Source organism: Gloeomargarita sp., from assembly GCF_053491055.1.
Window position 1 is genome coordinate 66,190 of sequence record NZ_JBRCEP010000045.1, and the last position, 25,025, is coordinate 91,214.

The 25,025-nt window shown below is 55.8% G+C and carries 29 protein-coding genes; 18 read left to right on the top strand and 11 right to left on the bottom strand.

From position 1 onward, the window contains the following. Positions 1-82: 82 nt before the first annotated feature. The gene (locus ACWISF_RS05160) at positions 83-1,381 is read left to right on the top strand and encodes a S41 family peptidase (RefSeq protein ID WP_448380524.1); all 1,299 of its coding nucleotides are present in this window, start codon (positions 83-85) and stop codon (positions 1,379-1,381) included. Here the strand turns inward: ACWISF_RS05160 and psb28 are convergent. Continuing rightward, complete coding sequence (gene psb28 / locus ACWISF_RS05165; protein ID WP_448380525.1) at positions 1,378-1,719, bottom strand: photosystem II reaction center protein Psb28; 342 nt, start codon at positions 1,717-1,719, stop codon at positions 1,378-1,380. The two genes, ACWISF_RS05160 and psb28, sit on opposite strands and share 4 nt — an antisense overlap. Before the next feature lie 28 nt (positions 1,720-1,747). Further along, entirely contained in the window at positions 1,748-2,218 is a 471-nt protein-coding gene (locus tag ACWISF_RS05170; RefSeq protein WP_448380526.1) for a Jag family protein, read from the bottom strand. Positions 2,219-2,350: 132 nt separating this feature from the next. Here ACWISF_RS05170 and ACWISF_RS05175 point away from each other — a divergent pair, with 132 nt between their 5' ends. After that, positions 2,351-3,331 (top strand): hypothetical protein, encoded by a 981-nt coding sequence (locus ACWISF_RS05175; RefSeq protein WP_448380527.1) that lies wholly within the window; start codon positions 2,351-2,353, stop codon positions 3,329-3,331. A 258-nt stretch (positions 3,332-3,589) separates the two neighbouring features. Further along, complete coding sequence (locus tag ACWISF_RS05180) at positions 3,590-3,901, top strand: hypothetical protein (RefSeq protein ID WP_448380528.1); 312 nt, start codon at positions 3,590-3,592, stop codon at positions 3,899-3,901. Here ACWISF_RS05180 and ACWISF_RS05185 read toward each other — a convergent pair. Beyond that, positions 3,898-4,533 (bottom strand): J domain-containing protein, encoded by a 636-nt coding sequence (locus ACWISF_RS05185; protein ID WP_448380529.1) that lies wholly within the window; start codon positions 4,531-4,533, stop codon positions 3,898-3,900. The two genes, ACWISF_RS05180 and ACWISF_RS05185, sit on opposite strands and share 4 nt — an antisense overlap. Next, positions 4,530-5,243: a phycocyanobilin:ferredoxin oxidoreductase gene (locus tag ACWISF_RS05190; protein ID WP_448380530.1), complete on the bottom strand. Its 714-nt coding sequence runs from the start codon at positions 5,241-5,243 to the stop codon at positions 4,530-4,532. Before ACWISF_RS05190 ends, ACWISF_RS05185 begins: the two co-directional genes overlap by 4 nt. 112 nt (positions 5,244-5,355) lie before the next feature. Between ACWISF_RS05190 and ACWISF_RS05195 the strand changes: the two genes are divergently transcribed. The 4 genes from ACWISF_RS05195 to ACWISF_RS05210 are packed head-to-tail and all read left to right on the top strand — an operon-like array spanning position 5,356 to position 9,771. Beyond that, positions 5,356-6,585, top strand: coding sequence for a DUF445 domain-containing protein (locus ACWISF_RS05195; RefSeq protein ID WP_448380531.1), 1,230 nt, complete (start codon positions 5,356-5,358; stop codon positions 6,583-6,585). 37 nt (positions 6,586-6,622) lie between these two features. Next, positions 6,623-7,462 carry a Cof-type HAD-IIB family hydrolase gene (locus tag ACWISF_RS05200; protein ID WP_448380532.1) on the top strand — a complete coding sequence of 280 codons (840 nt, stop codon included), beginning with the start codon at positions 6,623-6,625 and terminating at the stop codon, positions 7,460-7,462. A gap of 6 nt (positions 7,463-7,468) precedes the next feature. Beyond that, a complete protein-coding gene (locus ACWISF_RS05205; RefSeq protein WP_448380533.1) occupies positions 7,469-8,527 on the top strand; it encodes a class I SAM-dependent methyltransferase in 1,059 nt (352 codons plus the stop codon). After that, positions 8,524-9,771, top strand: a complete 1,248-nt coding sequence (locus ACWISF_RS05210; protein ID WP_448380534.1) for an ABC transporter substrate-binding protein — start codon at positions 8,524-8,526, stop codon at positions 9,769-9,771. The genes ACWISF_RS05205 and ACWISF_RS05210 overlap by 4 nt, the downstream gene beginning before the upstream one ends. Here ACWISF_RS05210 and lgt read toward each other — a convergent pair. After that, complete coding sequence (lgt, locus tag ACWISF_RS05215) at positions 9,768-10,610, bottom strand: prolipoprotein diacylglyceryl transferase (protein WP_448380535.1); 843 nt, start codon at positions 10,608-10,610, stop codon at positions 9,768-9,770. The two genes, ACWISF_RS05210 and lgt, sit on opposite strands and share 4 nt — an antisense overlap. 307 nt (positions 10,611-10,917) lie before the next feature. Between lgt and ACWISF_RS05220 the strand changes: the two genes are divergently transcribed. From ACWISF_RS05220 to bchB, 7 genes are all read left to right on the top strand, one after another. Beyond that, a complete protein-coding gene (locus tag ACWISF_RS05220; protein ID WP_448380536.1) occupies positions 10,918-11,667 on the top strand; it encodes a hypothetical protein in 750 nt (249 codons plus the stop codon). Positions 11,668-11,770: 103 nt separating this feature from the next. Continuing rightward, positions 11,771-12,436 (top strand): hypothetical protein, encoded by a 666-nt coding sequence (locus ACWISF_RS05225; protein ID WP_448380537.1) that lies wholly within the window; start codon positions 11,771-11,773, stop codon positions 12,434-12,436. A 337-nt stretch (positions 12,437-12,773) separates the two neighbouring features. Then, the gene (locus ACWISF_RS05230; protein WP_448380538.1) at positions 12,774-12,953 is read left to right on the top strand and encodes a transposase; all 180 of its coding nucleotides are present in this window, start codon (positions 12,774-12,776) and stop codon (positions 12,951-12,953) included. Between the two features lie 180 nt (positions 12,954-13,133). Continuing rightward, on the top strand, positions 13,134-14,327 hold the full coding sequence (locus tag ACWISF_RS05235) for a M20 metallopeptidase family protein (RefSeq protein ID WP_448380539.1): 1,194 nt from the start codon (positions 13,134-13,136) through the stop codon (positions 14,325-14,327). 3 nt (positions 14,328-14,330) lie between these two features. After that, on the top strand, positions 14,331-14,921 hold the full coding sequence (locus ACWISF_RS05240; RefSeq protein WP_448380540.1) for a DUF4340 domain-containing protein: 591 nt from the start codon (positions 14,331-14,333) through the stop codon (positions 14,919-14,921). A 9-nt stretch (positions 14,922-14,930) separates the two neighbouring features. Continuing rightward, the gene (gene cobK, locus ACWISF_RS05245; RefSeq protein ID WP_448380541.1) at positions 14,931-15,734 is read left to right on the top strand and encodes a precorrin-6A reductase; all 804 of its coding nucleotides are present in this window, start codon (positions 14,931-14,933) and stop codon (positions 15,732-15,734) included. A 35-nt stretch (positions 15,735-15,769) separates the two neighbouring features. After that, a complete protein-coding gene (gene bchB, locus ACWISF_RS05250) occupies positions 15,770-17,296 on the top strand; it encodes a ferredoxin:protochlorophyllide reductase (ATP-dependent) subunit B (RefSeq protein WP_448380542.1) in 1,527 nt (508 codons plus the stop codon). Here the strand turns inward: bchB and ACWISF_RS05255 are convergent. From ACWISF_RS05255 to ACWISF_RS05265, 3 genes are read right to left on the bottom strand one after another with little or no spacing between them, the layout of a single operon-like run. Beyond that, positions 17,293-17,682, bottom strand: a complete 390-nt coding sequence (locus ACWISF_RS05255) for a Fur family transcriptional regulator (protein WP_448380543.1) — start codon at positions 17,680-17,682, stop codon at positions 17,293-17,295. The two genes, bchB and ACWISF_RS05255, sit on opposite strands and share 4 nt — an antisense overlap. Positions 17,683-17,731: 49 nt before the next feature. After that, a complete protein-coding gene (locus ACWISF_RS05260; protein ID WP_448380544.1) occupies positions 17,732-17,938 on the bottom strand; it encodes a glycogen debranching protein in 207 nt (68 codons plus the stop codon). Between the two features lie 31 nt (positions 17,939-17,969). Then, positions 17,970-18,554 carry an anthranilate synthase component II gene (locus ACWISF_RS05265; protein ID WP_448380554.1) on the bottom strand — a complete coding sequence of 195 codons (585 nt, stop codon included), beginning with the start codon at positions 18,552-18,554 and terminating at the stop codon, positions 17,970-17,972. A gap of 472 nt (positions 18,555-19,026) precedes the next feature. Between ACWISF_RS05265 and ACWISF_RS05270 the strand changes: the two genes are divergently transcribed. After that, positions 19,027-20,160 (top strand): serine hydrolase, encoded by a 1,134-nt coding sequence (locus tag ACWISF_RS05270; protein WP_448380545.1) that lies wholly within the window; start codon positions 19,027-19,029, stop codon positions 20,158-20,160. Here the strand turns inward: ACWISF_RS05270 and ACWISF_RS05275 are convergent. After that, positions 20,157-21,407 (bottom strand): argininosuccinate synthase, encoded by a 1,251-nt coding sequence (locus ACWISF_RS05275; protein ID WP_448380555.1) that lies wholly within the window; start codon positions 21,405-21,407, stop codon positions 20,157-20,159. The genes ACWISF_RS05270 and ACWISF_RS05275 overlap by 4 nt on opposite strands. Positions 21,408-21,793: 386 nt before the next feature. Between ACWISF_RS05275 and dpsA the strand changes: the two genes are divergently transcribed. Further along, a complete protein-coding gene (dpsA, locus tag ACWISF_RS05280; protein WP_448380546.1) occupies positions 21,794-22,327 on the top strand; it encodes a DNA starvation/stress protection protein DpsA in 534 nt (177 codons plus the stop codon). On the opposite strand, the gene ACWISF_RS05285 is transcribed toward dpsA, so the two are convergent. Both ACWISF_RS05285 and ACWISF_RS05290 read right to left on the bottom strand, forming a co-directional pair. After that, complete coding sequence (locus tag ACWISF_RS05285) at positions 22,308-23,807, bottom strand: peptide ligase PGM1-related protein (RefSeq protein ID WP_448380547.1); 1,500 nt, start codon at positions 23,805-23,807, stop codon at positions 22,308-22,310. The genes dpsA and ACWISF_RS05285 overlap by 20 nt on opposite strands. A 95-nt stretch (positions 23,808-23,902) precedes the next feature. Then, entirely contained in the window at positions 23,903-24,289 is a 387-nt protein-coding gene (locus tag ACWISF_RS05290; protein ID WP_448380548.1) for a DUF4168 domain-containing protein, read from the bottom strand. Between the two features lie 134 nt (positions 24,290-24,423). Here ACWISF_RS05290 and ACWISF_RS05295 point away from each other — a divergent pair, with 134 nt between their 5' ends. Then, complete coding sequence (locus tag ACWISF_RS05295; protein ID WP_448380549.1) at positions 24,424-24,672, top strand: hypothetical protein; 249 nt, start codon at positions 24,424-24,426, stop codon at positions 24,670-24,672. A gap of 36 nt (positions 24,673-24,708) precedes the next feature. Next, a partial coding sequence (locus ACWISF_RS05300) for a cation:proton antiporter domain-containing protein (RefSeq protein ID WP_448380550.1) occupies positions 24,709-25,025 on the top strand: 317 nt, incomplete at its 3' end.

The window sequence follows — 25,025 nt, forward strand, 5'->3', positions numbered from 1 at the left end:
CAACCGGGGGCGACCGGGGAACCGCTGCGTTAAATTAAAAGGAATCCGCAACCATATTTTTGGTCACGAGATGGGGTAAACTATGGCGCACACCAAACAACACTGGCTGGCGGCAGGCGTGGGTTGTATCGTCCTGGGACTGGCGATGCCGCTGCGGGCAGAAACGCCCCTTGAAAACAACCCCAAACGTATTTTGGACGAAGCCTGGCAAATCATCAACACCCACTACGTGGACCCCAAGTTCAACCGGGTGAATTGGCAACAGGTACGGCAGGAGTTACTGGCCAGAGAATACACTACCCCAGCCCAAGCCTACGCCGCTTTGCGCGCGGAAATCAGCAAACTGGGAGACCCCTACACCCGCTTTCTTGACCCCCAGGAATTTCAAACCCTGGTCAACCAAACCAGCGGCGAATTTTCCGGGATCGGGGTGCGCCTGAAACTCGACGAAGAATCCGAAGAACGGCGGATTCTCATTGCCGATGTGGTGGATGATTCCCCTGCGGCCCAAGCCGGAATTCGCCCTGGGGATGAACTGATTTCGATTGCCGGCCGCAGCACCAAGGGCATGAGCCTGGCCGAAGCGAGCAAACTGATCCGCGGGCCGGTGGGCACCGTTCTCCGTTTGGAAGTGCGCCGCGCCCAGGAAACCATCCCTTTGCAGCTCACCCGCGCCTGGATCGCAACCAAGGTCGTGGACTACGCCCTCAAAAGGGAGCAGGGACGGGCAATTGGGCTGATTCGGTTGCAGGGGTTTAATGCCCATGCCGCCGCACAGATGCGCCAGGCCATCCAAGCCTTGCAACGCCAGGGCGCCCAAGCCTACATTTTGGATTTGCGGGGCAATCCGGGCGGTCTGTTGCGCGCCAGCATCGAAATTACCCGTATGTGGCTCGACCACGGTCGAATTGTCAGCACCGTCGGGCGGCAGGGCGAACGAGAAGTCTTTCACGCCAACGGCACCGCCGTCGTCCGGGAACCCCTGGTCATCTTAGTGGACCATCAATCCGCCAGCGCCAGTGAAATTCTCGCCGGCGCCTTGCAGGACCACAAACGGGCCGTTGTCGTCGGCACCCCCACCTTTGGCAAAGCCCTGGTGCAATCGGTGCATCGCCTGAGCGACGGTTCCGGCCTGGCCGTCACCATTGCCCACTACTACACCCCCTCCGGGCGGGACATTTCCCGCAAAGGGATCAGCCCCAACATCACCGTGGACATGACCCGGGCGCAACGGGAGGCCCTGGCCCAGCGCGCCGCCGACACCAGCATCAGCCGTGACCCGGCCTACGCCCGCGCCGTGGAACTGCTGACCAGAACCACCGCCGGAACACCCCCCAGACCCACCCAGAGCCGTAGCCCCGCAGGCCGCAGCCCCAGTTAAGCCGGGGTAAACTCCAGACCCATGGCCTTGGCGTAGCGTTCCATAAAGCGCATAAACCGGTCCCATTCCGCGGGCGAACGCATGACATAGCGGGCTTCAATCGCCTGGGGTTTGCCGTTTAGAAACCGGGCATTCACATCCCGGGTCACCAACTCCCCCTCCTCATCCACCAGATACATCCCGGTAATATCGCCGAAGCTGGCCTCGCTCCGGTTGAACGCCTTAGGCTGGTCAAAGCGGAACCGCGCCATCCCATTCGTGCCGTCTTTGGAGCGGGTCAGATAGACTTCGGGGACGGTTTCCTCATCCAAACCACGGATAAATTGAATTGCAGCCATAACAACCTACCACAACAGTGGGTCTAGCCTAGCGCATTTTTTTGGGTAAGACCACCAAATACCGGTCCGGCTCCTGCCCGCGGCTGACCGTTTCCAGATCGGGGTACTGGTGAAACAGGGTATGCACCTGACGGCGTTCTGCCGCCGACAGATGGGGAATCGCCACCTCCTTACCCGTTGCCCGCACCTGTTGCGCCACCTGGGCTACCAGCACCGCCAATTCCTGTTGCCGTTTGGCCCGATACCCGGCCACTTCAAACGTAAAGGGAAACTGTTCCTCCGGCGGTAAGTGCAGATTCAAATTCACATTCGCCAGATACTGCAACGCATCCAAAACCGCCCCCTGATCCCCCAAAAAAATCGAGATCAGCCGGGGGTCGGTGGTTTCAATGACCAGCCATTGCCGTTGCGGGTCCAGCGTCACCGGTGCCTGTATCCCCATCAATTGCAGCACCTCTTGCAGCCAGACCTGTCCACGGGTTAATTGGTCCATCCCCATCCCAGCCATCCCCAAAATAACCCCTTTCGCCTAATCCATTATGCCCTGGCTGGCCCGTGTTGGTAATCCCCACCCCTTGTGTTATCATCGGTACGAGGCCCCTACACCGTATCTTTCACGTTGCGTCGTGGAATGCTGGTCTTTCTCATTCACGGCGTTGCCACACAGAGCGTCGGCTATGGGGACCGTTTTAAGAAAAACGTCAAGGAATTCCTCCTGCAAGCCAACCGGGAAGCGGGGTCAACAGAATATAACAATGGCCAAAAAAATAATCCCGCGATACCCGTCTTTTATTCCAGCTTTTGGGGACATACATTCAAAAACCAAACGGATCAACTGTTCAATTGGGTACGCTCCGACATCAAAGAAATCACCACCAGGCACCCCGACTTGAAGGACAAAGGTCATGATATTTATCGCTATCAAGAATTAAGAGAAGATTTTATCGGTAAATTTTTTGGCGATTTCTTGACCTATATGCACCAGGAAAAAGGTGCAGAAATCCGCGGGCAAATCTTCGCGCAATTTCAAGCATTCATTCGAGACCACCCCCAGGATAGGGAAGTCATCATTGTTGCCCACTCTTTAGGTACTTTAATTCTTTGGGATTTGCTGTTTGCGCCAGACCTACCTGCAACCGACCCTGCCCATCTCTTTCGCCGCTGCTTCCAGACAGAGCCGCACCCGTTAGAACTACGGGGATTGGTCACGATGGGTTCACCTTTATTGCTGATGAAAACCAAGCAAGATATTAATTTTTCGTCTGTTAATTGCAATTCTCTTGCCGGTCATGCTCCGAATTCGCTGGTATGGCTTAATTTGATTCATGCCTCGGATTCCGTGGCCTATCCGCTTGGCAGTGCCATCCAACACGACTGTGGTCAGCCCTGCTTTTTGTTCATGGATCAGTACATTTGGCAGTTTGGGAATTTCCCGGAATTGAGTGCCTTGGGCTTGGGACAAATGCATGCGGGCATGGCCTTGGGGCTGATGGATGCCCACAATGCCTATTGGGGCAATGAGATCACGGCCAAACTGACGGCGCTATTGATTAGGCGGGACACCGAGGCGCTCCAAAAAGCGCAAGTGCACACGGGCTGGCGGAGCTTTTAGGGCATCGGCAATTGCAGGGTGAGGAAAGCCCCTGAAAAACCCGGCGTCCCAAGGAACCCTTCACCTGGTCTAACCCTGTCCTAGGGGAAGTCCCCAGATAACGCACCTGACGCCGCACCCGGCTGGCCGACGGCAACGATACCTTCTATTCCCCCTTTCCCAGTACCCAAAGCGGAAAATTTTAGGTAAGGTATTAGGTGTTTGTTGGTGCAAATACTCACGGCCCATTTGTTGTTATCCCCAATTGGGGCGAGGTTTATGTCGGAAACGCTACTGAATACCCATAGCGACGAAACCCTGTCACGGGAAAGCCGCCTCAGCCAATTGCGCCTGCTCCTGGAAACCCTGCGCACGGCGGATATAGTGGCCAACCAAGGGTACTTCATTACCAGTGCGGAACTGGCAGCGCTGATGGATGTCAATGCCAGTGCCGTGACCAGCCGGGGGGAAACTTGGGCGTGGCGCAATTGGATCGTCTCGCGGGTGCGTCGCGAAGGCAACCAAATCCTGTGGCAGTTGGAGCGGATTGACGGCCCGGCGCCAGGAACGGCAGCCAGCGACGAGGGTTAGGTGAACCCGGCTCGGCGGGCAGCCTGCCAGGCCTGTTGCCGTTGTTCCCCGGCGCGCCGAAACAGGGCTTCGCTGGTCTGGAGGTACTGTTCGCTGTAACTTTGGGTGAACCAGTCCAAATCCTCCAGCGCATCGTGCACGTGGTTGAGGCAATGGTATAAGCCACTGGCAGCCTCTGCCAGCACCGGGGGATTGGCCTGACTGCGAAACAGACGTTCGGCCTGCTGGAGGGTGCGGCGACAGGCCAGGAGATAGCGGTGAAATTCCGCCATGTAGGCATCGTCAAAGGGGTCGGCGGCCAGGCGTTCCAGTTGGCGGCGACGGGTACAGAGAATGCGCTGAATGCGTTGATCCACCGGCCGGAAGACCTCCTGCCACCAATGCTGGGGCGGCACTGCCGTTGGCCTGGGGTTGGGTGTGGCCGGTTGGCGGTAGGACTGCTGGGCATCGTAGGCACGCCGTTGCACCGGGTCCCCCAGCACCTCGTAGGCCAAATTCAGGGCAATCATCTGCTCGTGGCCCTGGGGATTGGTATCGGGATGGCAAAGTTTCACCAGGCGGCGGTAGGCAGCCTTCACTTGGGCTTGGGTGGCATTCCGGCTCACCCCCAGGGTCTCGTAGGGGTCTCTCATGTCTGCGGCAAGTCAAACAACACGGTACTCATGTAGCGTTCCGCCCAGGCATTGCCAAACGCCCGCTCCAACACCCGTCGGGTTTTATCGTTTTGTTGCTGTTGGCGGCAGTAGTAGCTCTGCTGGGACTGGTGTTGCTGCGCTAGGGCCGGGGACAGGGGTGCGCTGGTGACCACCTGCTGACAGTGAAAGTGCAACAGCCGGGCAACGTAGTCAATAAACCGCTGTTCTTCTGCCCCATCCACCGGGCGCACAAACAGACAAAACTCCGAAAAAATATCCCCCCAAGGCGGCAACGGGCGGGGGTGTTGGAACGGAGCGGGTCGCAAAGCCGTCAACCCCTGCACATAAGCCTCCGGCAACGAGTGATCCACCCGCGTCGGGGACACATCCACAATGGCCGCACTCACCTGCCCCCGTCCCGCCACAATATCTACCCCAAACAGCGGTACGTCATAGACCGGGCGGGGAAACATCACACAGTGGAGCACATCCAAACTGTTCCCCACCTGCGCCAATTCCAGATGCAGTTTGCGAAAGTGGGTACTTTGGTAGCACACATTTTGGATATGCACCCGTTCCCCTTCCAAATGGCCCTCCACATAGCCCAAATCCGCCGGGAGCGGGTACGGCTCCAGCGCCAGATGCGCCGCCCACCCCTGGCGAATTACCGTTGCCAACTGGGCAATCAACGGATGTTGCTCCACCACACCAGCCCCTTGTCCCTCCCTCCTTTCTAGGATAACCAGCCGGTTCTCCGGTTTATGATCGGAATCAATGCGTCATTGCGGCATGCCTTGCCCTGTGGGGGTTGCCTGACCTGTGTCTTTGCCCCTGAACCTGCTTTTGCCTCCCCTGCTCGGTGCGGTGATTGGGTATTTCACCAATGACCTGGCGATTCGTATGCTGTTTCGGCCCTACCGTCCCCTGTACCTAGGGCGCTATCGGGTGCCGTTTACCCCTGGCTTGATCCCCAGCAACCAAGGCCGTTTGGCCGCCCGCGTTGCCGACACCATCACCAGTTCGCTGCTTACCCCCGAAGAGCTGCAAAAGATTGCCCGCCGTCTGTTGCAGCTAGAACGCACCCAAGCCGCCATTTACTGGCTGTTGCAAACCGCCCTCAACCAAGTCAAATTGGACGCTTATAAAGCCCGCACGGCCAAAATCCTTGCCGGTATTCTCCACGATTTTTTAGGGCAATCCCTGCCTCGGTTACTGCGCATCCTCGCCCGCCAAGAGGATTTTTTAGCCGAACAAATCAACCATATTTTTGATCGTTTTTTACTGGAATTTCGTTTTTCTCCCACCCAGGCAGAACAGCTAGCCAATTGGTTGTTGGAATTTGCCCTGACCCCGGATTTTTTACGACGGGCCTTGGTGGATTTTTTGACCGATGAAACCATTGATGTCATTGACCAGGATTTGCGGGAGCAAACCACCGGCACCTACTGGGTGGTCGCCAATGTCTTTGGGGTACGCAATGGGCTGATTCGCCTGCGCCGCTTTTGTATTGAAGAGCCAGAAACTGCCAACCGACGCCTGGCAGAATTGATGACCTCTCTGGGGCTAAAAAATCGGTTGACGGAACTGATCCAAGACCTCTCCTTGCAGAATTTACCTGTGGTGACCATGCACCGGTTGCGCAAACAACTGCGGGAATTGATCCGCGAATATCTGCAAGTGGATGGCCCCGTATTGATTAAAAATCTGAGTGACTCCCTCAACTGGAATGAAATTGCCCATTTGATTCTCACCCGCTTACGCAACTCCGCCGTGATGAATAGTTCCCTCAGTCTCATCAGCGAAGAATTAGCGCTCATCATCGAACGTTACTTAGAAAAAGACCTGGAACGGTTAATTGCCCATGTGATTCCGATTTTGGATATTGACCAGGCGATTATTGACCGGGTAAATGCCACAGCGCCCGCGGATTTGGAAGCAGGCATTCAAGGCATTGTCCGCACGGAATTGCAAGCGATTGTCAACCTGGGGGGATTCCTGGGATTTCTGGTGGGGTTGGGACAGGCCGCCTTCCTCTGGTGGCAAAGCTGATATAGTAACAGGCAGAAAACCTTTACGTTTCTTTACCATGTCCGCCCGTGATGTCCGCCTGCTGGTGTTGGATTTAGATGGCACCGTGGTAGGGGAGGAAAACCGCATTACACCGGCGGTGAAAGCGGCAGTGCAGGCGGTGCAACAACGGGGCATCCACGTCGCCATTGCCACGGGGCGGATGTACCGTTCGGCCTTGCGGTTTTACCGGGAACTGAATTTGACCTTGCCCCTGCTGAGCTACCAAGGGGCGTGGATTCAGGACCCCCACACCGGCACGCGGCATCGCCATTGGCCGGTTGCGCCGGAGCGGGCCTTGGAATTGTTGGCCTATTTCGAGCAGGCGGAGTGGCGCCCCCACCTGTCGGTCCATTTCTATCTCGACGACCAGCTTTACGTGCAGGAAATGCGCCCCGACACCGACCAGTACGCCAAACGCACCTTGATTGAACCGATTGTGGTGGAGGATTTACGCCGGGTGCTGGCCCAGGCGACCGTTGCCCCGACCAAGGTGTTGGCCGTCAGCGAGGACCCCGCCATCATCGAAGAGATGCTGAATGCCTTACAAAAGCGGTACAGCAGCCAAGAATTATACTTAACTCGTTCAGCCCCCATTTACTTTGAGGCCACCAATCCCAAGGTGAACAAGGGTGTGGCCGTGCGGTACCTGGCAGAAGAGTTATTGGGTCTGACCCCTGCACAGGTGGTCGCCATCGGGGACAATTACAACGACTTAGAAATGTTGCAGTATGCGGGGGTGGGGATTGCGATGGGGAATGCGCCTTTGCCCGTGCAGCAGCAGGCGGATTGGGTTGCGCCGAGTGTGGCGGACGATGGAGTGGTGGCGGCGATCAAAACTTGGGTTTTGGGTGAATAAATCCTGATGGAGCGGCAGTATTGGAGCAGCGTCTTTCTTCGCCAGGCAGGTGGTCGCACCGAAGCGGTGTTTGGCTGGAGTCAGCGGGCGGCCATCCCTTTGGATTTCCCGGGGGCGCTGGCGCTGTTGGAGTCTTTTGCCACCCCAGGTACGCTGGCTGCGGCCTATCAAACATACCGCGCCTTCCAACAACAAGCTTCTGGCCGACAACAGTTGCTAGAAAAACTGGGTTTTGGCGGGGAGGCGTTGCTCCAAATCATGGGTGGAGAAGTGACGTATCTTTCCCAGGGATTTCCCAGTTATCTAGAGCCAAAACAGCAGGTCAAACTAACCAACGACCTACCGCTATTTACCCCCTATCCCGACTTGGATTTTTCTGAGTTTCAAACTGTCTTTGCGCGTCTGTATGAGCAGGGGTTAATTGTGCCGGCAGTAGGGCAACTTGAGTGGGGAATGGTGCGCCGCTGGTCGCCGGTGTGTGCCATTACCGGTTTCTCGCGGGGAACACCCATTGACCGTTACTACCAAAGGCAGTTTTTGCACGCAGTAAAAGATAAAATTCGGGGGGCACTGCTGGAAATTGGTGGGGTGGCAAAGGATAGGCAATTTTATGATTCCGTCCTCGAACATGTCACTTCCTATTGCTGTGTCAATTTAGAAGCAGGGGCAGGGGTAGATGTGGTCGGCGATGCCCACGATGCGGAACTCATTGCCCCTGATACGGCAGATACAGTTTTCATTTTTAATGTGTTGGAGCATTGTTACGACCCCCAGCGGGTGGTGCAGAATATTCATCGTTGGTTAAAGCCTGGGGGGTGGTGTCTGGCGTTGGTGCCGACGGCCCAGCGGTTGCATGACCGACCAGCAGACTACTGGCGTTTGCTTCCCGATGGCTTGAATTATTTATTCCGCCATTACTCTCAATGTCATCTGTACACCTATGGCAATACCCTCACGGTCCTGGCAACCTTTTTGGGGGTGGCAGCTGAGGAATTAACCCCCTCTGAATTGGCAATCCACCACCCCGATTATCCGGTGATTGCCTGTGTGGCGGCGCAAAAATGAAACGTTGGTTGTGGCTAGTCATTTTGAGTTTTTTTGTGTGGGGATGTCAGGGGTCGGAAGTGACAGATGGCACGCCCATTACCTTGACTTTTTGGCATGGGATTAATCCCCCCGCCAATCGCATTGTTTTTGAGGAATTAGTGGCACAATTTAACGCCCAGCACCCCGATATCAAGGTGCAGCCAATTTATGTGGGGCAGGCCGACCAGCAATTTCCCAAAATTCTCACTGCCATTGTGGGCAACAGTCCGCCGGATTTACTGTGGTTTGATAGTTTGTTGACGGGGCGGTTGGTGGATGTGCAGGGCATTCTGCCGCTGACAGAGTGGTTGCACCAAGGGGAGCGGCTGGCAAATTTAGACCCGGCGCTGCTGCCAGGAATGAGGTTTGAGGGGGAGTTGTGGTCTGTGCCCTTTACGACCAGCAATTTGGGAATTTTTTATCGCCCGGATTTGTTTGCCCAAGCAGGGATTACAACGCTGCCCCGGACGTGGGCGGAATTGGCAGAAGTGGCGCAGCGGTTGACCCAGGACCGGGATGGGGATGGCCGCCCGGATCAGTACGGGTTGCTGTTGCCCCTGGGGAAAGGGGAATGGACGGTGTTTTCCTGGTTGCCCTTTTGGTTTAGTGCCGGGGGCGAAGTGGTGCACGATACGATACCGCTGGCAAGTCAGGCCACCCTCAAGGCATTACATTTTTGGCAAGAATTACTGCAAAGGGGGGTAGCGACCCTTTCGGCGCCAGAGCGGGGGTACGAGCAGGAAGCGTTTATCCAGGGGCGGGTGGCGATGCAGATTACCGGGCCTTGGACGTTGGGGTATTTGCGGCAAACGGGGGTGCCGTTTCAGGTCATGCCCATTCCCCAGGCGACACGACCGGCAACGATCGTGGGGGGCGCCAATGTGTTTGTCATGCGGACGCAACCAGAGCGGCAACAGGCGGCCTTGCGGTTTTTGGATTATCTTTTGGGGGATGAATTTCAGGTGGCTTGGGCGATCCGCACCGGGGCATTACCTGTGACCCAATCGGCCCGGCAACACCCGGATTACCAGGCGTTTTTAGCGACTCAGCCCCCCTTGCAGGTCTTCCTGGCGCAAATGCCGGTGGCCTATGCGCGCCCCAATGGCGTGAATTATCATCGGCTTTCGGACTGTTTGGGCCGCACCATTGAAGCGACCTTGCTCGGACAAACGCCAGAGCAGGCCGTAGCGGTTCATGCCCAACGCTGTCCCCCAAACCCCTAGGTTTTGTCGTGAAAATGCTTGGAAAATGACTGGGATTCTGGGGGCACGACATCCGGCAAATGGCGATGCCAAACATACAACCACAACAGCCCAACCAGACCCACACCCAAACCCACCAAACTCATCACTTGGGCAATGCGCACAGAACCGAACATCAAACTATCGGTGCGGAGTCCCTCGATAAAAAATCGCCCTATGCCATAACCACAAAAATATACGAGCGTGAGCGTACCTACCCGCAGGCGTGGATGACGGAAAAACAAATACAACAAGAGACAAAAAACCAGGAGATTCCAGATAGATTCATACAAGAAAGTGGGATGGAAATAGTCAAATTGGCGGAATTCCGGGGGGCGATGTTCGTAAGGGATATAGAGTTTCCAGGGCAAATCGGTGGGCACGCCAAAGGCTTCTGAGTTAAAAAAATTTCCCCACCGGCCAATAGCCTGTCCCAGCGCCAAAGATGGAACCAATACATCCGTCAATTGCCATAGGGAAACCCGTTGACGGCGGGCATAAAACCAAGTCGTTGCCAGTCCTGCCAAAATGGCGCCGTGAATTGCCAGTCCCCCATGCCAAATTGCCAAAATTTCCCAGGGATGTTGCCGATAATAGGACCACTGAAATAGCACATAATAAATGCGGGCACCCAACAGGGCAAAAATAACCAGCATCAGCGCCAAATCTTCTACCCAATTAGGGTTAAGCTGTCTTTTTTTGGCAAGAAATTGCGACAGGTTCAAACCCAGTAGCACTGCCAAAGCAATTAACAGTCCGTACCAACGCAACGCCAAAGGACCAAATTGCCAGACGATCGGACCGGGGGAAGTAAACATCATGGGAATTTTCGGTGATGTTTATGCTCTCTAAGGTTGGGGAGTGAGCGTGGGGAGCGACCTGCAGCGGGCAATGCTTAAGTTCGCGCCCCAAAATTCACACGCACCATTGCAGAAGTCTCAGCCGGTCGTTTGGACAAAAATCACCAATCCAGGTCATGTACCTGTCCATGACTTCTCCTATATAAGATACCCTCGCCACCTATGATAACCCTAACCGTTTAGATTTTCATGCCAACTATCCCCTGAGCACTTGACATGACCATGAGAACATGCGAGTTAATAGATAGCGCTGGGGGAGGTAGGGGCGATGCGGGGGCAAAGACGGCGAAATATGGCACGGTTACTAACCCTTGGGTATGAAATGGACGGTGATGAGTATATTTTGCGGGGTTGGTGGGAATTACTGCGACCCAATTTCGGTTCATTTATGGGTTATACGATTCTGCTGCTGATGATGGTCTTTGTTGTGAATTATGTATTCAAATCGATAACCTTGTTGGGGCTAGCGCTCGTTTTTTTCCTAGTCCCTCTTTGGGTCACAGGATTTTTTGTTTTTGCCTATAAACTTCTCTTGGGAGAGCCGGTACAATTTGGAGATTTTTTGCAAGGATTTACGAAATCCGGTGCATCTTTGGTGGCGTGGCTCTTATCTTGGGTAGTGATAACAATTGGCGTGATTCTATTTCTACTTGTGTATGAAGTGAGCGGTAATTTCTTTACTGAAGTGTCAACATTTGGGTTTATTGTCCTAGCATTCTTAGCGATTTTGTGTGTTCTGCCAGGGATGTATCTGCATATGGCTTATGCTTTCGTGCCCTTGTTGGTCATTGACCAAAGTTTTGAAGTCTGGCCAGCAATAGAAATGAGTCGGCAACTGGTGAATAGAAGATTTTTTGCAATGTTTAAATTGATTGGGTTACTTTATTTGGCCAATATCGGTGGCATGATCTGTTACGGCATGGGTTTACTCTTCACGTTGCCATTGACCGCTTGTGCCCTGACCGTGGCCTACATGGATATTATGAATCAAGCAGAAAGGGGTTCCGCATTTGAATAATCCCTAACGATTGTCGAATGGCCGGTTCATCCTGTGAAGGCTTGACATCACTGCCAAAACATGGGAATTAATGTATTGGGTTGTGTCATAAGGGGTGGGGGCGATGAGAACGGGAGCGCCACAGGACATCACATGGCTGTTAACGTATGGGTATCAAGTCAGAATTGGTGAGTATATCTCTCGCGGTTGGGATTTACTCCAGCCTAAACTCGGTATTTTTGTCGGTTATGTTGTCATCTTACTTGGAATTAGCATAGTACTACTTTTTGTTCCCTATGTGGGTTCAATTGTGAGTATGGTGATTTCACCTGCTTTGAACGCCGGGCTATTTATTGTTGCCCACAAACTTTTATTGGGAGAGTTAGTGGAGTTTGGAGATTTTTTCAAGGGATTTGAGAAATTTGGCGTATTTTTGTCAGCGGGGTTGGTTTCCGGTTTGTTCATCTTTTTAGGATTACTACTTTGTATTATACCGGGAATTTATCTGGGAACCGCTTATTCTTTCGTGCAGTTGTTCATCATTGATCGCGATTTGGATTTTTGGCCAGCTATGGAAATGAGTCGGCAACTGGTGACTAGGAACTTTTTTCCGGTATTTCTATTCTTTTTGTTACTCGGTTTAATCAATTTTGGGGGATTGCTTCTCTGTGGTTTGGGCCTATTGATTACCATACCGTTGACCTACTGTGCAACGGCAGTGGCTTATATGGATATTATGAGTCAGGGAACGGGTGCAGGGGGTTCCACCTTTGGTTCTCGTTATAACTAATCACTCAACTGCATGACCCAGTGCCCCTCCTAGCAATGAGAGGACAAAGAGATGCCTACACTTTAGATTTATGGCAAAGAATTGTAGCTGCATACCAAGCAGGAGAACGAGCCGGGAAGTAGCTAAGCGGTTTATAGCGAAGCGTGGTGAAACCGTTGGTAACGAAAAGGATAGGACTCGGACAACAGGATAAATAGACGCAAGACTTAACACCTAAGAAAGTAGGGACATTAAGCTGTACCGTGCCGGAGGCATGGCGGGCGGAAATTTTAGAACAAAATCAAGTTGAGATTTTAGATATTGTTGAAGAGTATCTAGATAGAAGAAGTTAGTAATTATGAACAACTTGAATCGTCACAAAGCCATAGAAGTACAACAGGTAATTCGCCAGACCGGTGCGCATTTATGGTATCTCCCTGTGTATGCACCGGAATTTAATCCAATTGGAATGATGTGGTCATTCCTAAAGAATTTAATTCGACAGTTCACACCGGTTCCCATCATGCCAGCCGAATGATTGCCGCCAGATGTTTAGACTCAGGTTCTCACTGAGCTACAAAACATCAATAACTGTCTTGACAAACCGGCAGCCGAGCTCTGTTGGACAGGTAGTTGATCCCCATTGCTCTACAATAAATTCTACAATAAATTCTACAATATAAAGACGCCATACATTGAGGGATTTAGGGTATTTTCGGTGACGGCTGTCGCATCCGCAACCCCGATTCGTCCGGCAATTCAAGCGCTGCAACCGCAGTTGGTGCAGTGGCGGCGGGCGTTCCACCAGCGGCCAGAGCTGGGGTTTCAGGAGGTAGAAACGGCAGCGCGGGTGGCGGCTTTGCTCCGCAGTTGGGGTTACACACCGCAGACCGGGGTGGCCAAAACCGGCGTGGTGGCGGTGATTTCCGGGGCCAGACCAGGGCCGGTCATCGGGTTGCGGGCGGATATGGATGCCCTGCCGATTCAGGAACAGAACCTGGTGCCCTACCGTTCCCAAATTCCGGGGGTGATGCACGCCTGCGGCCACGACGGGCATACGGCCATCTTGTTGGGGGTGGCGCACTACCTGGCGCACCATCGGGAGCATCTGCGGGGGACGGTGAAATTGATTTTTCAACCGGCAGAGGAAGGACCTGGGGGCGCCAAACCGATGATTGCGGCGGGGGTGCTGGAACAGCCGCGCGTGGAAGCCATCTTCGGCCTGCACCTGTGGAATGACCTGCCTGCGGGAGCGGTGGGGGTGCGCTCCGGGCCGTTAATGGCGGCTTCCGACTTTTTTTCCTGCCGGATTCAGGGGCGGGGCGGGCATGGGGCCAAACCGCAGCAAACCGTGGATGCTCTGGTGGTGGCGGCGCAGGTGGTGGTGGCGTTGCAAACGGTGGTGGCGCGGCACATGGACCCCCTAGAGCCGGTGGTGGTGACGGTGGGGGAATTCCACGCCGGTCAGGCGCGCAATGTGATTGCCGACCAGGCCACCTTGGGGGGGACCGTGCGCTACTTTAACCCGGATTTGGCGTCGGTGCTGCCCCACAAAATCGAAACCATCATTGGGGGGGTGTGTGCTGCCTACGGGGCTACCTATGAGTGGAATTACGAATATATGTATCCCCCCTTGGTGAACGACCCGGCCATGACGGAGTTGGTGCGACAGGTGGCGCAGCAGGTGGTGGAACCGGCGTTGGGGGTGGTGCCGAATTGTCAGACTTTGGGCGGGGAAGATATGGCCTTTTTCCTGCAGGAAGTGCCGGGGTGTTATTTCTTTTTGGGGTCGGCCAATCCGGCAAAGGGGCTGGATTTTCCCCACCACCACCCCCGGTTTGATTTTGATGAACAGGTGCTGAGTTTGGGGGTAGAATTACTTGTTCGTTGTGTAGAGCAATACGGGCAGTAAGCCATGAAACTGGCAACCAGTACCTTGATTGTCCTGGGGCTGGCGATTGGGCTGGCAGGTGGAGTTGCCTATTGGGAGTTGGTCGGCAAACCCCAACGGCAACAACAGGAAACCCAACAAGCGAAACTCTTTCGTTTTAAGGAAGCAGAGGTCACAGAAATTGCCATCATCAAACCCAAGCAAACCCTCAAATTTAAGCGGGTCAATGCGGGGAAATGGACCATGTTAGCGCCGCAAACGCAACCGGCAAACGAGGCTCCGATTGCTTTTCTTTTGGGGCAACTGACCCAAGGGGAACGGGTGCAGGACCAGCCCATTACCATTCCCCAGCAGGACAAGGCGAAATTTGGTTTGGCCACGCCCAGCGCGACGATTGAGATCACCTTGGCCAATGGGAATCAACACCGTTTGATTTTGGGAAATACGGATTTTACGGGCACGGCGTTGTACGCAGAAATTGACCCCGATCCGGCGGCTGGTCCAGCGGTGGTGACTCTGGTTCCGGTTGATCTGCAAAATGCGGTAAATCGGGAACTCCAGGAATGGCAAGCCCCGCCTGCCAAAGCCAGCCCCTCGCCGAAACCCAAACCCTGACGTTCCTGGATGCTGTGGCTGATTGGCGGCACTAGCGAAAGCGCGGAATTGGTTAGGCGGTTGGGGCCAGGGGGTGCCTATGTGATTACCGTGACGACACAGCGGGCCAAACAACTTTATCCCCATTGCCCCCAGCAGGTGGTGGTCACGCGCTTAACCCCGGCAACGGTCGGGGCTTTTCTCCAGCACTATGGCATTGGCAAAATTCTGGATATGTCCCATCCCCACGCAGCGCAGATTTCCCAACTGGCGATCCAATGTGCCCAAGACCACCACATCCCCTATCTGCGTTATGAACGCCCGCACACCCTGACCCAACATCCCCAGATTCACTACTGGCAAAACCTCGCCGAACTCTGCACCAGCGCTCTTTTTCGGCAATGGCATGCCGAACGGATTTTGGTCACCCTCGGCTACCGGCAATTGCCCCTCCTGCGGGACTTTTGGGGTTCCCATACCTGGTTTGTGCGGATTTTGCCGGATGCGACAGCCCTGGAAACGGCGCTGGCAGCCGGTTTTCGCCCCCAACACATCATCGCTCTGTGGCCGCCGGTGCCTTTGGCGCTCGAACGGGCACTTTGGCAACATTGGCGGATTACGCAGGTGATTGCCAAAGCGTCGGGTCGCCCTGGCGGGGAAGTGGTCAAACAGCAATTGGCACAGGAATTGGGCGTGGGACTGCATCTGGTCCAACGTCCGGCCATTGCTTATCCCCAGTGGACGGACGACCTCCAGGTGGCGCTGGCTTTTGCCCAGACCGCAAACATTAAAAATCCTTGCAGCTTTCTGCCGCGCGTCACCCCCTCATCCTAAGCTAAACATCAGTCACGCCCAAGCAAGAAATCGCGATGAAATTAGCCTATTGGATGTATGCCGGGCCGGCGCATATCGGCACGTTGCGGGTTGCGAGTTCCTTCCGCCGGGTCCATGCCATCATGCACGCGCCCCTAGGAGATGATTACTTCAATGTCATGCGTTCGATGTTGGAGCGGGAACAGGAATTTACCCCCGTCACCGCCAGTATTGTGGACCGCCATGTGTTGGCCCAAGGGTCCCAGGAAAAAGTGGTGCAGCACATCACCCGCAAGGATGAGGAAGAACACCCGGATTTGATCGTATTAACTCCTACCTGCACCTCCAGCATTTTGCAGGAAGACTTGCAGAATTTCGTGGAACGGGCGCGGCAACAAACCCAGTGCGATGTGCTGCTGGCAGATGTAAACCATTACCGGGTCAATGAATTGCAAGCTGCCGACCAAACCCTAGCCCAAATCACTCGCTTCTACCTGCACAAAGCAGCCAAACAGGGGCGTTTGGTCACGCAAAAAACACCCCAACCTTCGGTGAATATCCTGGGCATCACCACGCTGGGCTTTCACCACCGCCACGACCTGCGGGAACTGCGTACCTTGCTGGGGGAATTGGGCATAGCAGTCAATGTGGTTCTGCCTGCGGGTGCGACGGTGGATCAGATTGCCCTGCTGCCCCAAGCCTGGCTCAACCTCGTGCCCTACCGGGAAATTGGTCTGCAGGCGGCGACCTATTTGCACACAGAATTCGGTATGCCCTACGTCGCCACCACACCGATGGGCGTGCTGGCAACTGCCCAATGGATTCGCGAAATCCAACACATCCTCAACCAGCAGGGACACGCGGTCGATTACGAGCCTTTGATCGCCGCCCAGACCCGGTTTGTGTCCCAAGCCGCCTGGTTTGCCCGCTCCATTGATTGCCAGAATTTAACCGGTAAAAAAGCCGTGGTGTTCGGGGACAATACCCATGCGGCGGCCATGACCCGTATTTTGGCCAGGGAAATGGGCATCCATGTCGTTTGGGCAGGTACTTACTGCACCTATGACGCCGAGTGGTTCCGGGCACAGGTGTCCCCCTATTGTGATGATGTTCTCATTACAGATGACCACACCCGCGTCGGGGATGCCATTGCCCAGGCCGAACCGGAAGCGATTTTTGGCACCCAGATGGAGCGCCATGTGGGTAAGCGGTTAAACATCCCCTGTGGGGTGATTTCCGCGCCGGTACATATTCAGAATTTTCCCTTGGGCTATCGGCCCTTTTTGGGGTATGAGGGCACCAATCAAATTGCCGATTTGGTGTATAACTCGTTTACGTTGGGGATGGAAGACCATTTATTAGAAATATTCGGCGGGCATGACACCAAGGAAGTCATTACCAAAACCCTTTCGGCTGAGAGTGATTTGACTTGGACAGCGGAAGCCCAAAAAGAATTGCAGAAAGTACCGGGGTTTGTGCGGGGGAAAGTCAAACGGAATACGGAAAAATTTGCGCGGGAGCAGGGGGTGACGACGATTACCGTTGCGGTGATGTATGCCGCCAAAGAAGCCCTGGGCGCTTAGGCCGAGTCTTGGCAATTCGGGCACAGGCCAAAAAATTCCAGGGTGTGGTAATAGACCCGGAATTGGTGATGCTGGCGCAGATATTCTTGGAAATTTTGCACCGGACAGCCCTGCAACGGAATTGACGTATTGCAGCGCAAGCAGGTGAAATAGTGACGGTCATAGGGCAAACCGCTATATACTGCTTCGCCGCTTGGCAACACCCGTGCCTGGATCACCCCGTGTTTTTTCAAGACTTCCAACGCCCGATAAACCGTCGCCAAGCCGACCCCTTGACGCATTTGTTTCAGCCGCAGATAAATCGCTTGCGCCGATAGGGGTTGTGCTTGCCCCTGCAAGAGTTCTAGGATGCGCTGTTGGCTGGGCGTAAACTGGGCCGTTGCCATACCAAAGGTCGTACCCCTACCGCTTCTGCACACCCATCGTAGCCAACTTCTAGCTCAATTCGAGCGCCGCCACGGGCACCTGTTCCCAGGATTCCACCACCCGCAGCCGGGCTTGCCACCCACGGGCGCGCTGTTCCGGGGTGAGGTTATTGGTGAAATTCACATGGCATTCCTGCGCCACGGCCGCATCACAGGTCGCCAAACAGGCATGAACCAACCCACCCGGATCGATTTGTTCATTGACCCAAATCAACATAAAATCACCTCCCACAACACCTAAGTATATTTTACCCGTGGCGGGGGGCTAAATCTCTTAAAAAATTCCTGAGCAAGGCCAGTCCCTCGGTCGTCAAGATACTTTCGGGATGAAATTGCACCCCTTGCAGGGTTGGGTATTCCTTGTGCCGCACCCCCATAATGGTGCCATCTGCCGTCCAAGCGGTGATTTCCAACACCGGGGGCAAGGAAGCTTTGTCAATCACCAAACTGTGGTAGCGGGTGGCCCGAAAAGGGTTAGGTAGCCCCTGAAAAACCCCGGTTCCCTGATGATAAATTTCCGAGGTTTTACCGTGCATGAGGGTCGGGGCATTGACAATTTTCCCCCCAAACACTTGCCCAATACTTTGATGTCCCAAACACACCCCCAACAGGGGAACTTTCGCGCCCATTGCGGCAATGAGGGCCAGGGAAATGCCCGCATCTTCCGGGCGACCAGGGCCAGGGGAAATGACAATGCCATCCGGTTGCAAGGCGGCAACTTGCGCCAGGGTAATTTGGTCATTGCGAAATACCTGCACTGCGGCGCCCAACACTGCCAGATATTGCACCAGGTTGTAGGTGAAACTGTCGTAATTATCAATGACGAGGACCAAAGGGGCAGACACAGGCCAGGTTGACATCCAAATGACTTTTTACATTTTAGGGGATGGTCATCCCCCTAGCGAATGAATGGGGGTTTGCCGCAATGATGCGGTCTCATACAGGCTGGAGTTGGGAAATATATGGCTAAGCATACAAAGGTTGACATGATAGGGGTCGCTGGGCGTAGCCCCACCTTGGTTTCCCATAGCGAAGCGTGGCGTCGCCATGAATCTTCAGGCGACAACCTTAGCCTACCTAGCTATGGTTACGGCATTAATGAGCCACTAAAGTTGCTTTCCGGCTTTGGGGGCTACCAAGCTATGCCTCTGCAGGCGTTTGGGGCGCAGATTTTCTGCGACGACCAGGAGGTGCCCTAGCGGCGTGATTCCCCTTTGCGGCAGGAGTAAATAGGGGGGCTGCCATTCCCAGGCCATCCCCAAATTCATTATCATCAAGGGCGAATTCTGCATCTGTCGCGTTGCTATGCCCAAATCGCAACCCCCGCCGTCTCGACCCTCGCTGCGCCGCCCGGTGACGCCGACTAAGGGGCAAAAGCGACCAACGCCCTGGTGGCAGACGGTGCTGTGCGGCGCTGTGCGTCTGGGGGTGTTGGGCGTGGGTCTAGGGGTGCTGGCGGGGACAGGGTTGCACATCTGGCTGAGCCAGGGGCACGACCGGCTGGGGCAATGGCCGATTCACGTGCAGGACCGCCCCCCCACCTGGCAGAGTTTTTTCTGGCCGTCTCGCGTTGATCCCGCCCCCTTGTTGCCGCAACCGGTGCGTCCGACTACCCTGGCGGAACTGTTTCCCCACAGCAAACCGATGCCGGAGATGCAGGCGCGGCTGGTGTCTTTGGCGCAACGCTACCCCAAGCTGACGGTTACCCTCTATGCGGTGGATTTAGATAGCGGCGAAACCCTGGATATAGGGGGCGCGCAGCCGGTGTCCGCAGCCAGCACGATCAAACTGCCGATTTTGGTCGCGCTGTTTCAGGAGGTGGACCAGGGGAAGGTGCAGTTGGATGAACGGTTGACCATGACCAAACCCCTGGTGGCCAGCGGGTCGGGGGATATGCAGTTTCAGCCGGTGGGGACGACCTTTACGGTGTTGGATACGGCCACCCGCATGATTGTTATTAGCGACAATACGGCCACCAACATGATCCTGGCGCGCTTGGGGGGCAAAGAGGCGGTCAACCAGCGGTTTCAGGAGTGGGGGTTGCAAACGACGGTGGTGCGCAATCTCCTGCCCGACCTCAAAGGCACCAATACCACCAGTGCCGCCGATTTGGTCCACACCCTGGCTTTGGTCGAACGCGGGGAACTCCTGTCGCGCCGCAGCCGCGATTGGGTGTTGCACATTCTCCGCAGTACCCAAAACCGCAGTTTACTCCCGGCCGGTCTGGGGCCCGGCGCCCTGATTGGCCATAAAACCGGGGATATTGGTTTTATCATCGGGGATGCGGGGTTGGTGGATACCCCCACCGGCCAACGCTATTTGATCAGCATCTTTGTCCAAAGCAGCTACAACGACCCCCAGGCGGTGCAACTGTTGCAAGAACTGTCCCGCCAAACCTACCGCTACCTCAACCGGGCCAAAGTCGGCCCTGCCGGTTAACGCCGCCCCACCTGGGACCACACCCGCACCGGCAAGCCCCAGATGTAGATAAACCCCTGCGCGGCCTGGTGGTCAAACTGGTCCCCTGCCGTGTAGGTGGCCAGATCGGGGTCGTAGAGCGAATAGGGAGAACGCCGCCCCACCACCGTGGCCAGACCCTTGAACAATTTCACCCGCACCAGCCCGGTCACCCGCTGTTGGGTGTGCTGGATAAAGGCATCCAACGCCGCCTTGAGGGGGCTAAACCACAAACCGTTATAGACCAACTGGGCGTAGGTGTCCTCAACGCCCCGCTTGTACTGGGTCACATCCTTGGGCAAGGTGAGGCTTTCCAAGGCCTGGTGCGCCGCAATCAGCACCGACAAACCGGGCACCTCGTAAATCTCCCGCGACTTGATCCCCACCAGGCGATTCTCGACCATGTCAATCCGCCCGATGCCATGCCGCCCGGCCATCAGGTTCAGTTGGGTCAAAAGGGGCAAAGGCGCCAACGGTTCCCCATTGAGGGCTACAGGTAGGCCCTGGTGAAATTCCAACGTAACGTAGTCGGGGCGCTCAGGCGCCTGTTCCACCGCCTGGGTGAGGGTGTAAATTTCTTCCGGCGGCTCGAACCAGGGGTCCTCCAACGGCCCCGCTTCAATACTTTGCCCCAACACATTGCTGTCAATGCTATAGGGGGAAGATTTTTTCACCGCAAAGGCAAGGCCAAACCGCTCCCCGTAGGCCATGGCCTGCTCCCGGCTCATGCCCCATTCCCGCGCCGGGGCCAACACCTTTAACTGGGGATTCAAGGCGGCAATGGAGACATCAAAGCGCACCTGGTCATTCCCCTTGCCGGTACAGCCATGGGCCACCCCATCCGCGCCGTACTCGGCGGCCACCTCCACCAGCAGTTTGGCAATCAAGGGACGCGCCAAGGCCGTCGAAAGGGGATAACGCCCTTCGTACAGGGCATTGGCCTGCAAAGCGGGCCAGGCATAATCCTGCACAAACTCCGCCCGGGCATCCTTGACCAGGGACACACTGGCCCCGGCAGCCAAGGCTTTGCTCCGAATGGCTTCCAATTCCTGCTGCCTGCGGGTTTCGGTTTCCGGGAGTTCCGCCGTCGCTAAGCTCACCCCCTGCCCAATATCCACCAGCAGGGCAATCACCTCCTCAACCCCCCATTCGTGACGTAGGTAGGGGATACAGACTGTCGTATCCACCCCACCCGAATAGGCCAACACCACCTTCTGCGCCCGTCCCATGCCCTCTGTGTCTAAAACTCCTGAGATTTCCACCATACGACACTTTGCCCGGAAATGTCAGGCAGCAGCGACCACCTTGGCGCGGTGATCTGGCCGCCAGGTTGCCAGTGACAGGGGAGATTATTGCCAATCATTGGCAAATTGCATGCGGCCGGGTAGAAGCTCTGGCGATTTTTTGGGAAAAAATCCCGCATGATTACACCCCTGTTCTCCCAAAATCATCAGGGTCAGAAGAAACTCTATTGCTTTTTATGTTCATTTAGCCCCAGAGTTGCCCTGCCTAGAGCAAATTTCATTTACCGAAATTTGTTGACAATACAAACCGAACGGCTTATATTAAGAAATGGTGTTGTTGTGTTAGTTATTTAGGGGAGCGAGGTCATTTTATGACGGGGACTTTGGTGCGTGCGTTTGGGGAGATGGCGCCCAATGCCATCGGTTTGGAGGTGCAGGTCACCGGCCCAATTTGCGAGGGGATGAATCGTCTGTTGGCGAGTTTCCAGGCGCTGTATTTGCAGTACCAAAAGCACCATTTTGTGGTGGAAGGTGCGGAGTTTTATATGCTCCATCAGTACTTCCAGGAAAGTTACGCGGCGGTGGCGGGGCACACCCACGACCTAGGCGAGCGGCTGCATCAGTTGGGGGGCGTGCCGGCGGCCAGTTTTAGCCGGTTGGCCTCCTTGTGCGTGTTTACTCCGGAGCCGGATGGGTTGTTTTCCTGTCGGCAGATGGTTCAGCACGATTTGCAGGCGGAGCAGGCGATTCTGGCGGTGTTGCGGCAACAGGCGGCGCAGGCGGAGAGTTTGGGGGACCGGGCGACCCGCTATCTCTATGAGCAAATCCTGTTGAAAACCGAGGAGCGGGCGGCGCATCTGGAGCATTTCCTTACTCAGGACAGCCTTACGGTGGGTTGGCAGTAGGGCCGGCTTGGGTTTCTTCGTCCAGGATGCGTACCACTTGGTCAAACAGATGTTGGGCCTTGGCGGCGGAATCACTGATGCAGGTGAGGCCCAGCTTGCCAAATTCAGAAAGACAGCCCATCAGGTGAAACACGGTGCCGGTTTCGGTGGTGGAGTCAAAGTGGAGGCTGTTGTAGACGATGATGTCCAGCAGGTCGCTAGGGAGTAGTCCCCGGTAGGAGGGGCGTTGCAGGTTGTCGGTGGCGATGTAGTATTTGGGGTGCTGACGGGGGGTGAGAAACAGGCCGGTGGTGGTGTCAAAACACCCGTTGGTGAGAAATTTCAGGGTCATAAACGGGTGGGTGGTGCCGCCTTTGCGCAGGTTGATCTCAATGGCCTGGAGGTCCCAGGTGCCATCGGGCAATTCCCGGGCGATAAAGTCCACCCCGTAGCGTTCCAGAGCGCCCTTGGCGGCCAGATGGTGACCGATTTGGAGGCCCCAGGTTTGCAGTTGGGCTTGGTAGGCCGGGTTGGCGGGAAACCGGCAGCCCAGGTAAATCTGTTGGTCGGGGCCGCCGAGAATTTGGTCGTGGGTAGAGAGGATTTCTACGGTGCCTGCGGGGGTGATTTGGCCTTGGACGCTGGGGGAGCGTTTGTTTGTTCCCTCTAGAAATAGTTCGCTGATGGCGCCCAGTTCCTGGATGCGTTGGGCGAAGTTGGCCCAGGTTTCTGTGGGACATTGAAAGCGCATCCGGGGGAATTGGGTTTTGATGCGCTGCACCCGGGCGGCGTGGGTAGGTGGTGGGTCGGGGGGGAGTTCCAAGAGGGCATTGCCTTCGCCGGAAAAGCCTTCGTTCAATTTGACGACGAACCGCCGGGCCTGGGGTTGCCGTGCCCACAGTTCGGCAGTGACGGCGGCCAGGTCGTCGGGGTGGAAGACCAAGGGGGTGCCGTCTGGGTGGGGCACGCCGCTTTCGGCAAAAATTTGGCGGCTCCCGGCTTTGGTGCCCCAGTAGAGCAAGTCGGGGTCGAGTCCCCACAGGGGAATGTCGAGGGCGACGGATAGGTCCCGTTCTCGGCTGGTGGAGTTGAAACAGACCATGAAGGATTGGCCGGGGGGCAGGGCTTGGCGCAGGCGGGCCAACAGGCGGGGGCGTTCCAGGATTTTTTCCGTCAGGGGGCGGTTGGAGGCGTCGTAGGTAGATAGCAACAGCAGGCGGTCGCGGGCGTGGGAGGCGGGCATCCCCGGCAACAATTCCAAGTAGTAATCAATGATGCTGGGGTGGAGGGGTTGGGAGGTGACATACACCATCCGGGCGCGGGGGTTGCGCAGGCGAATTAGGGAAAATAACAGCCGTTCTTCGTAGTGGTGGCTGCCCGGAATTTTCTGCATTTCCCGTTGGTCGAGGCTCAAAGAGGGCACCACCAGGATGTTGGCGGCGGCATCCAGGGCTTGCCAGTGCTGGCGCAGGTAGGCTTGCAGTTCCTGAAACCGACTCATAGGGAGGGGGTCGGCGGGCTTTCCTTTGAGCGTAGCAGGTGGGGGCAAGCGCCGGGGGTGATGTTGATGAATTGATGAATTTGGGGGTGGTTTTGTTAAAATCCTTTGCGCTGGCGGAGCATGGCCTCCTGGATGCGTTTGCTCAGTTGGGGGTCTTGTTGGGCTTGGGTGGTAATGGCGTTGAATTCTTGGATGGTGAGGCCGCGTTGTTCCACAAGGCGTTGGGATTTTTCAAAGTAGCGCTGGCACACGTTTTGCACCGCCACTGGGAGGTTGCGTTCGGCGCAGAGGTTGCCGCTGGTGTTGATCGTGCCAAGGAGGCGGCGGGCTTCTTCCAGGTGGGCTTGGCGGATGGGTTCCAATTCCAGCACGATGAGGGCGTACCGCTGGATGCGGTCTTCGCTAAAGGGGGTTTGCGCCCAAACCGCTAGGCTAAAGCAGGTCAGCAGGCTAAAAAGCAACAGACGCAGACAGGTAGGCATAGGGAATTTCCGTGTGGTTGGCTGGCTAGGCTTGATGAAGCGCTGGCGCCCAGAAGGTTCCAGAGGTTGCGCTGAGGGTAATTGTAGAGTAGGCTTGGGAGTAATTGTTTTTTTATTTTTTTCCAGCCTAGCCTATGCCCAGGGTCGCTGACGAGTATTTGGTGCATTTGTTGCTGGAGGGGGGGCACCGGGAGGAGGTGCGTTTTGGCTCCATCCAGGAATTCCAGAAGTGGTACCAGGGGGAGTTGCTGGCGCAGATGGGTTCCAATGAGTTGGTGAATGTGCCGGTGCGGGGGTTGCAGGGCGAATTTTTGGTGTTGCGGCCCAGTAAGTTGGTGGCGATTCGGGTCGAGCCGGTGTTTTTGTCGAGCATTGAACGCTAGGCGGTCACCCTGGGTTGGGGGGTGAAGCACACGGTGATGACCGATTCTCTGACCCTCACCCTGCAAATTGTCTTGGCGGTGGTCGCGGGCATTGGGGCGCAGGTGCTGGCGGATGTCCTACGGGTACCCAGCATTATTTTTTTGTTGCTTTTGGGGATTGTTTTGGGGCGGGATGGGTTGGGGTGGTTGCAGCCGCAGTTGTTGGGGGTGGGGCTGGAGGTGGTGATCTCGTTGTGTGTGGCGCTGATCCTGTTTGAGGGGGGGTTGAACCTGTCGCTGCGGGAGCTGGGGCAGGTGTCGGGGACAATGCAGAATTTGGTGACGGTGGGGGCGCTGATTACGTTGGTAGGGGG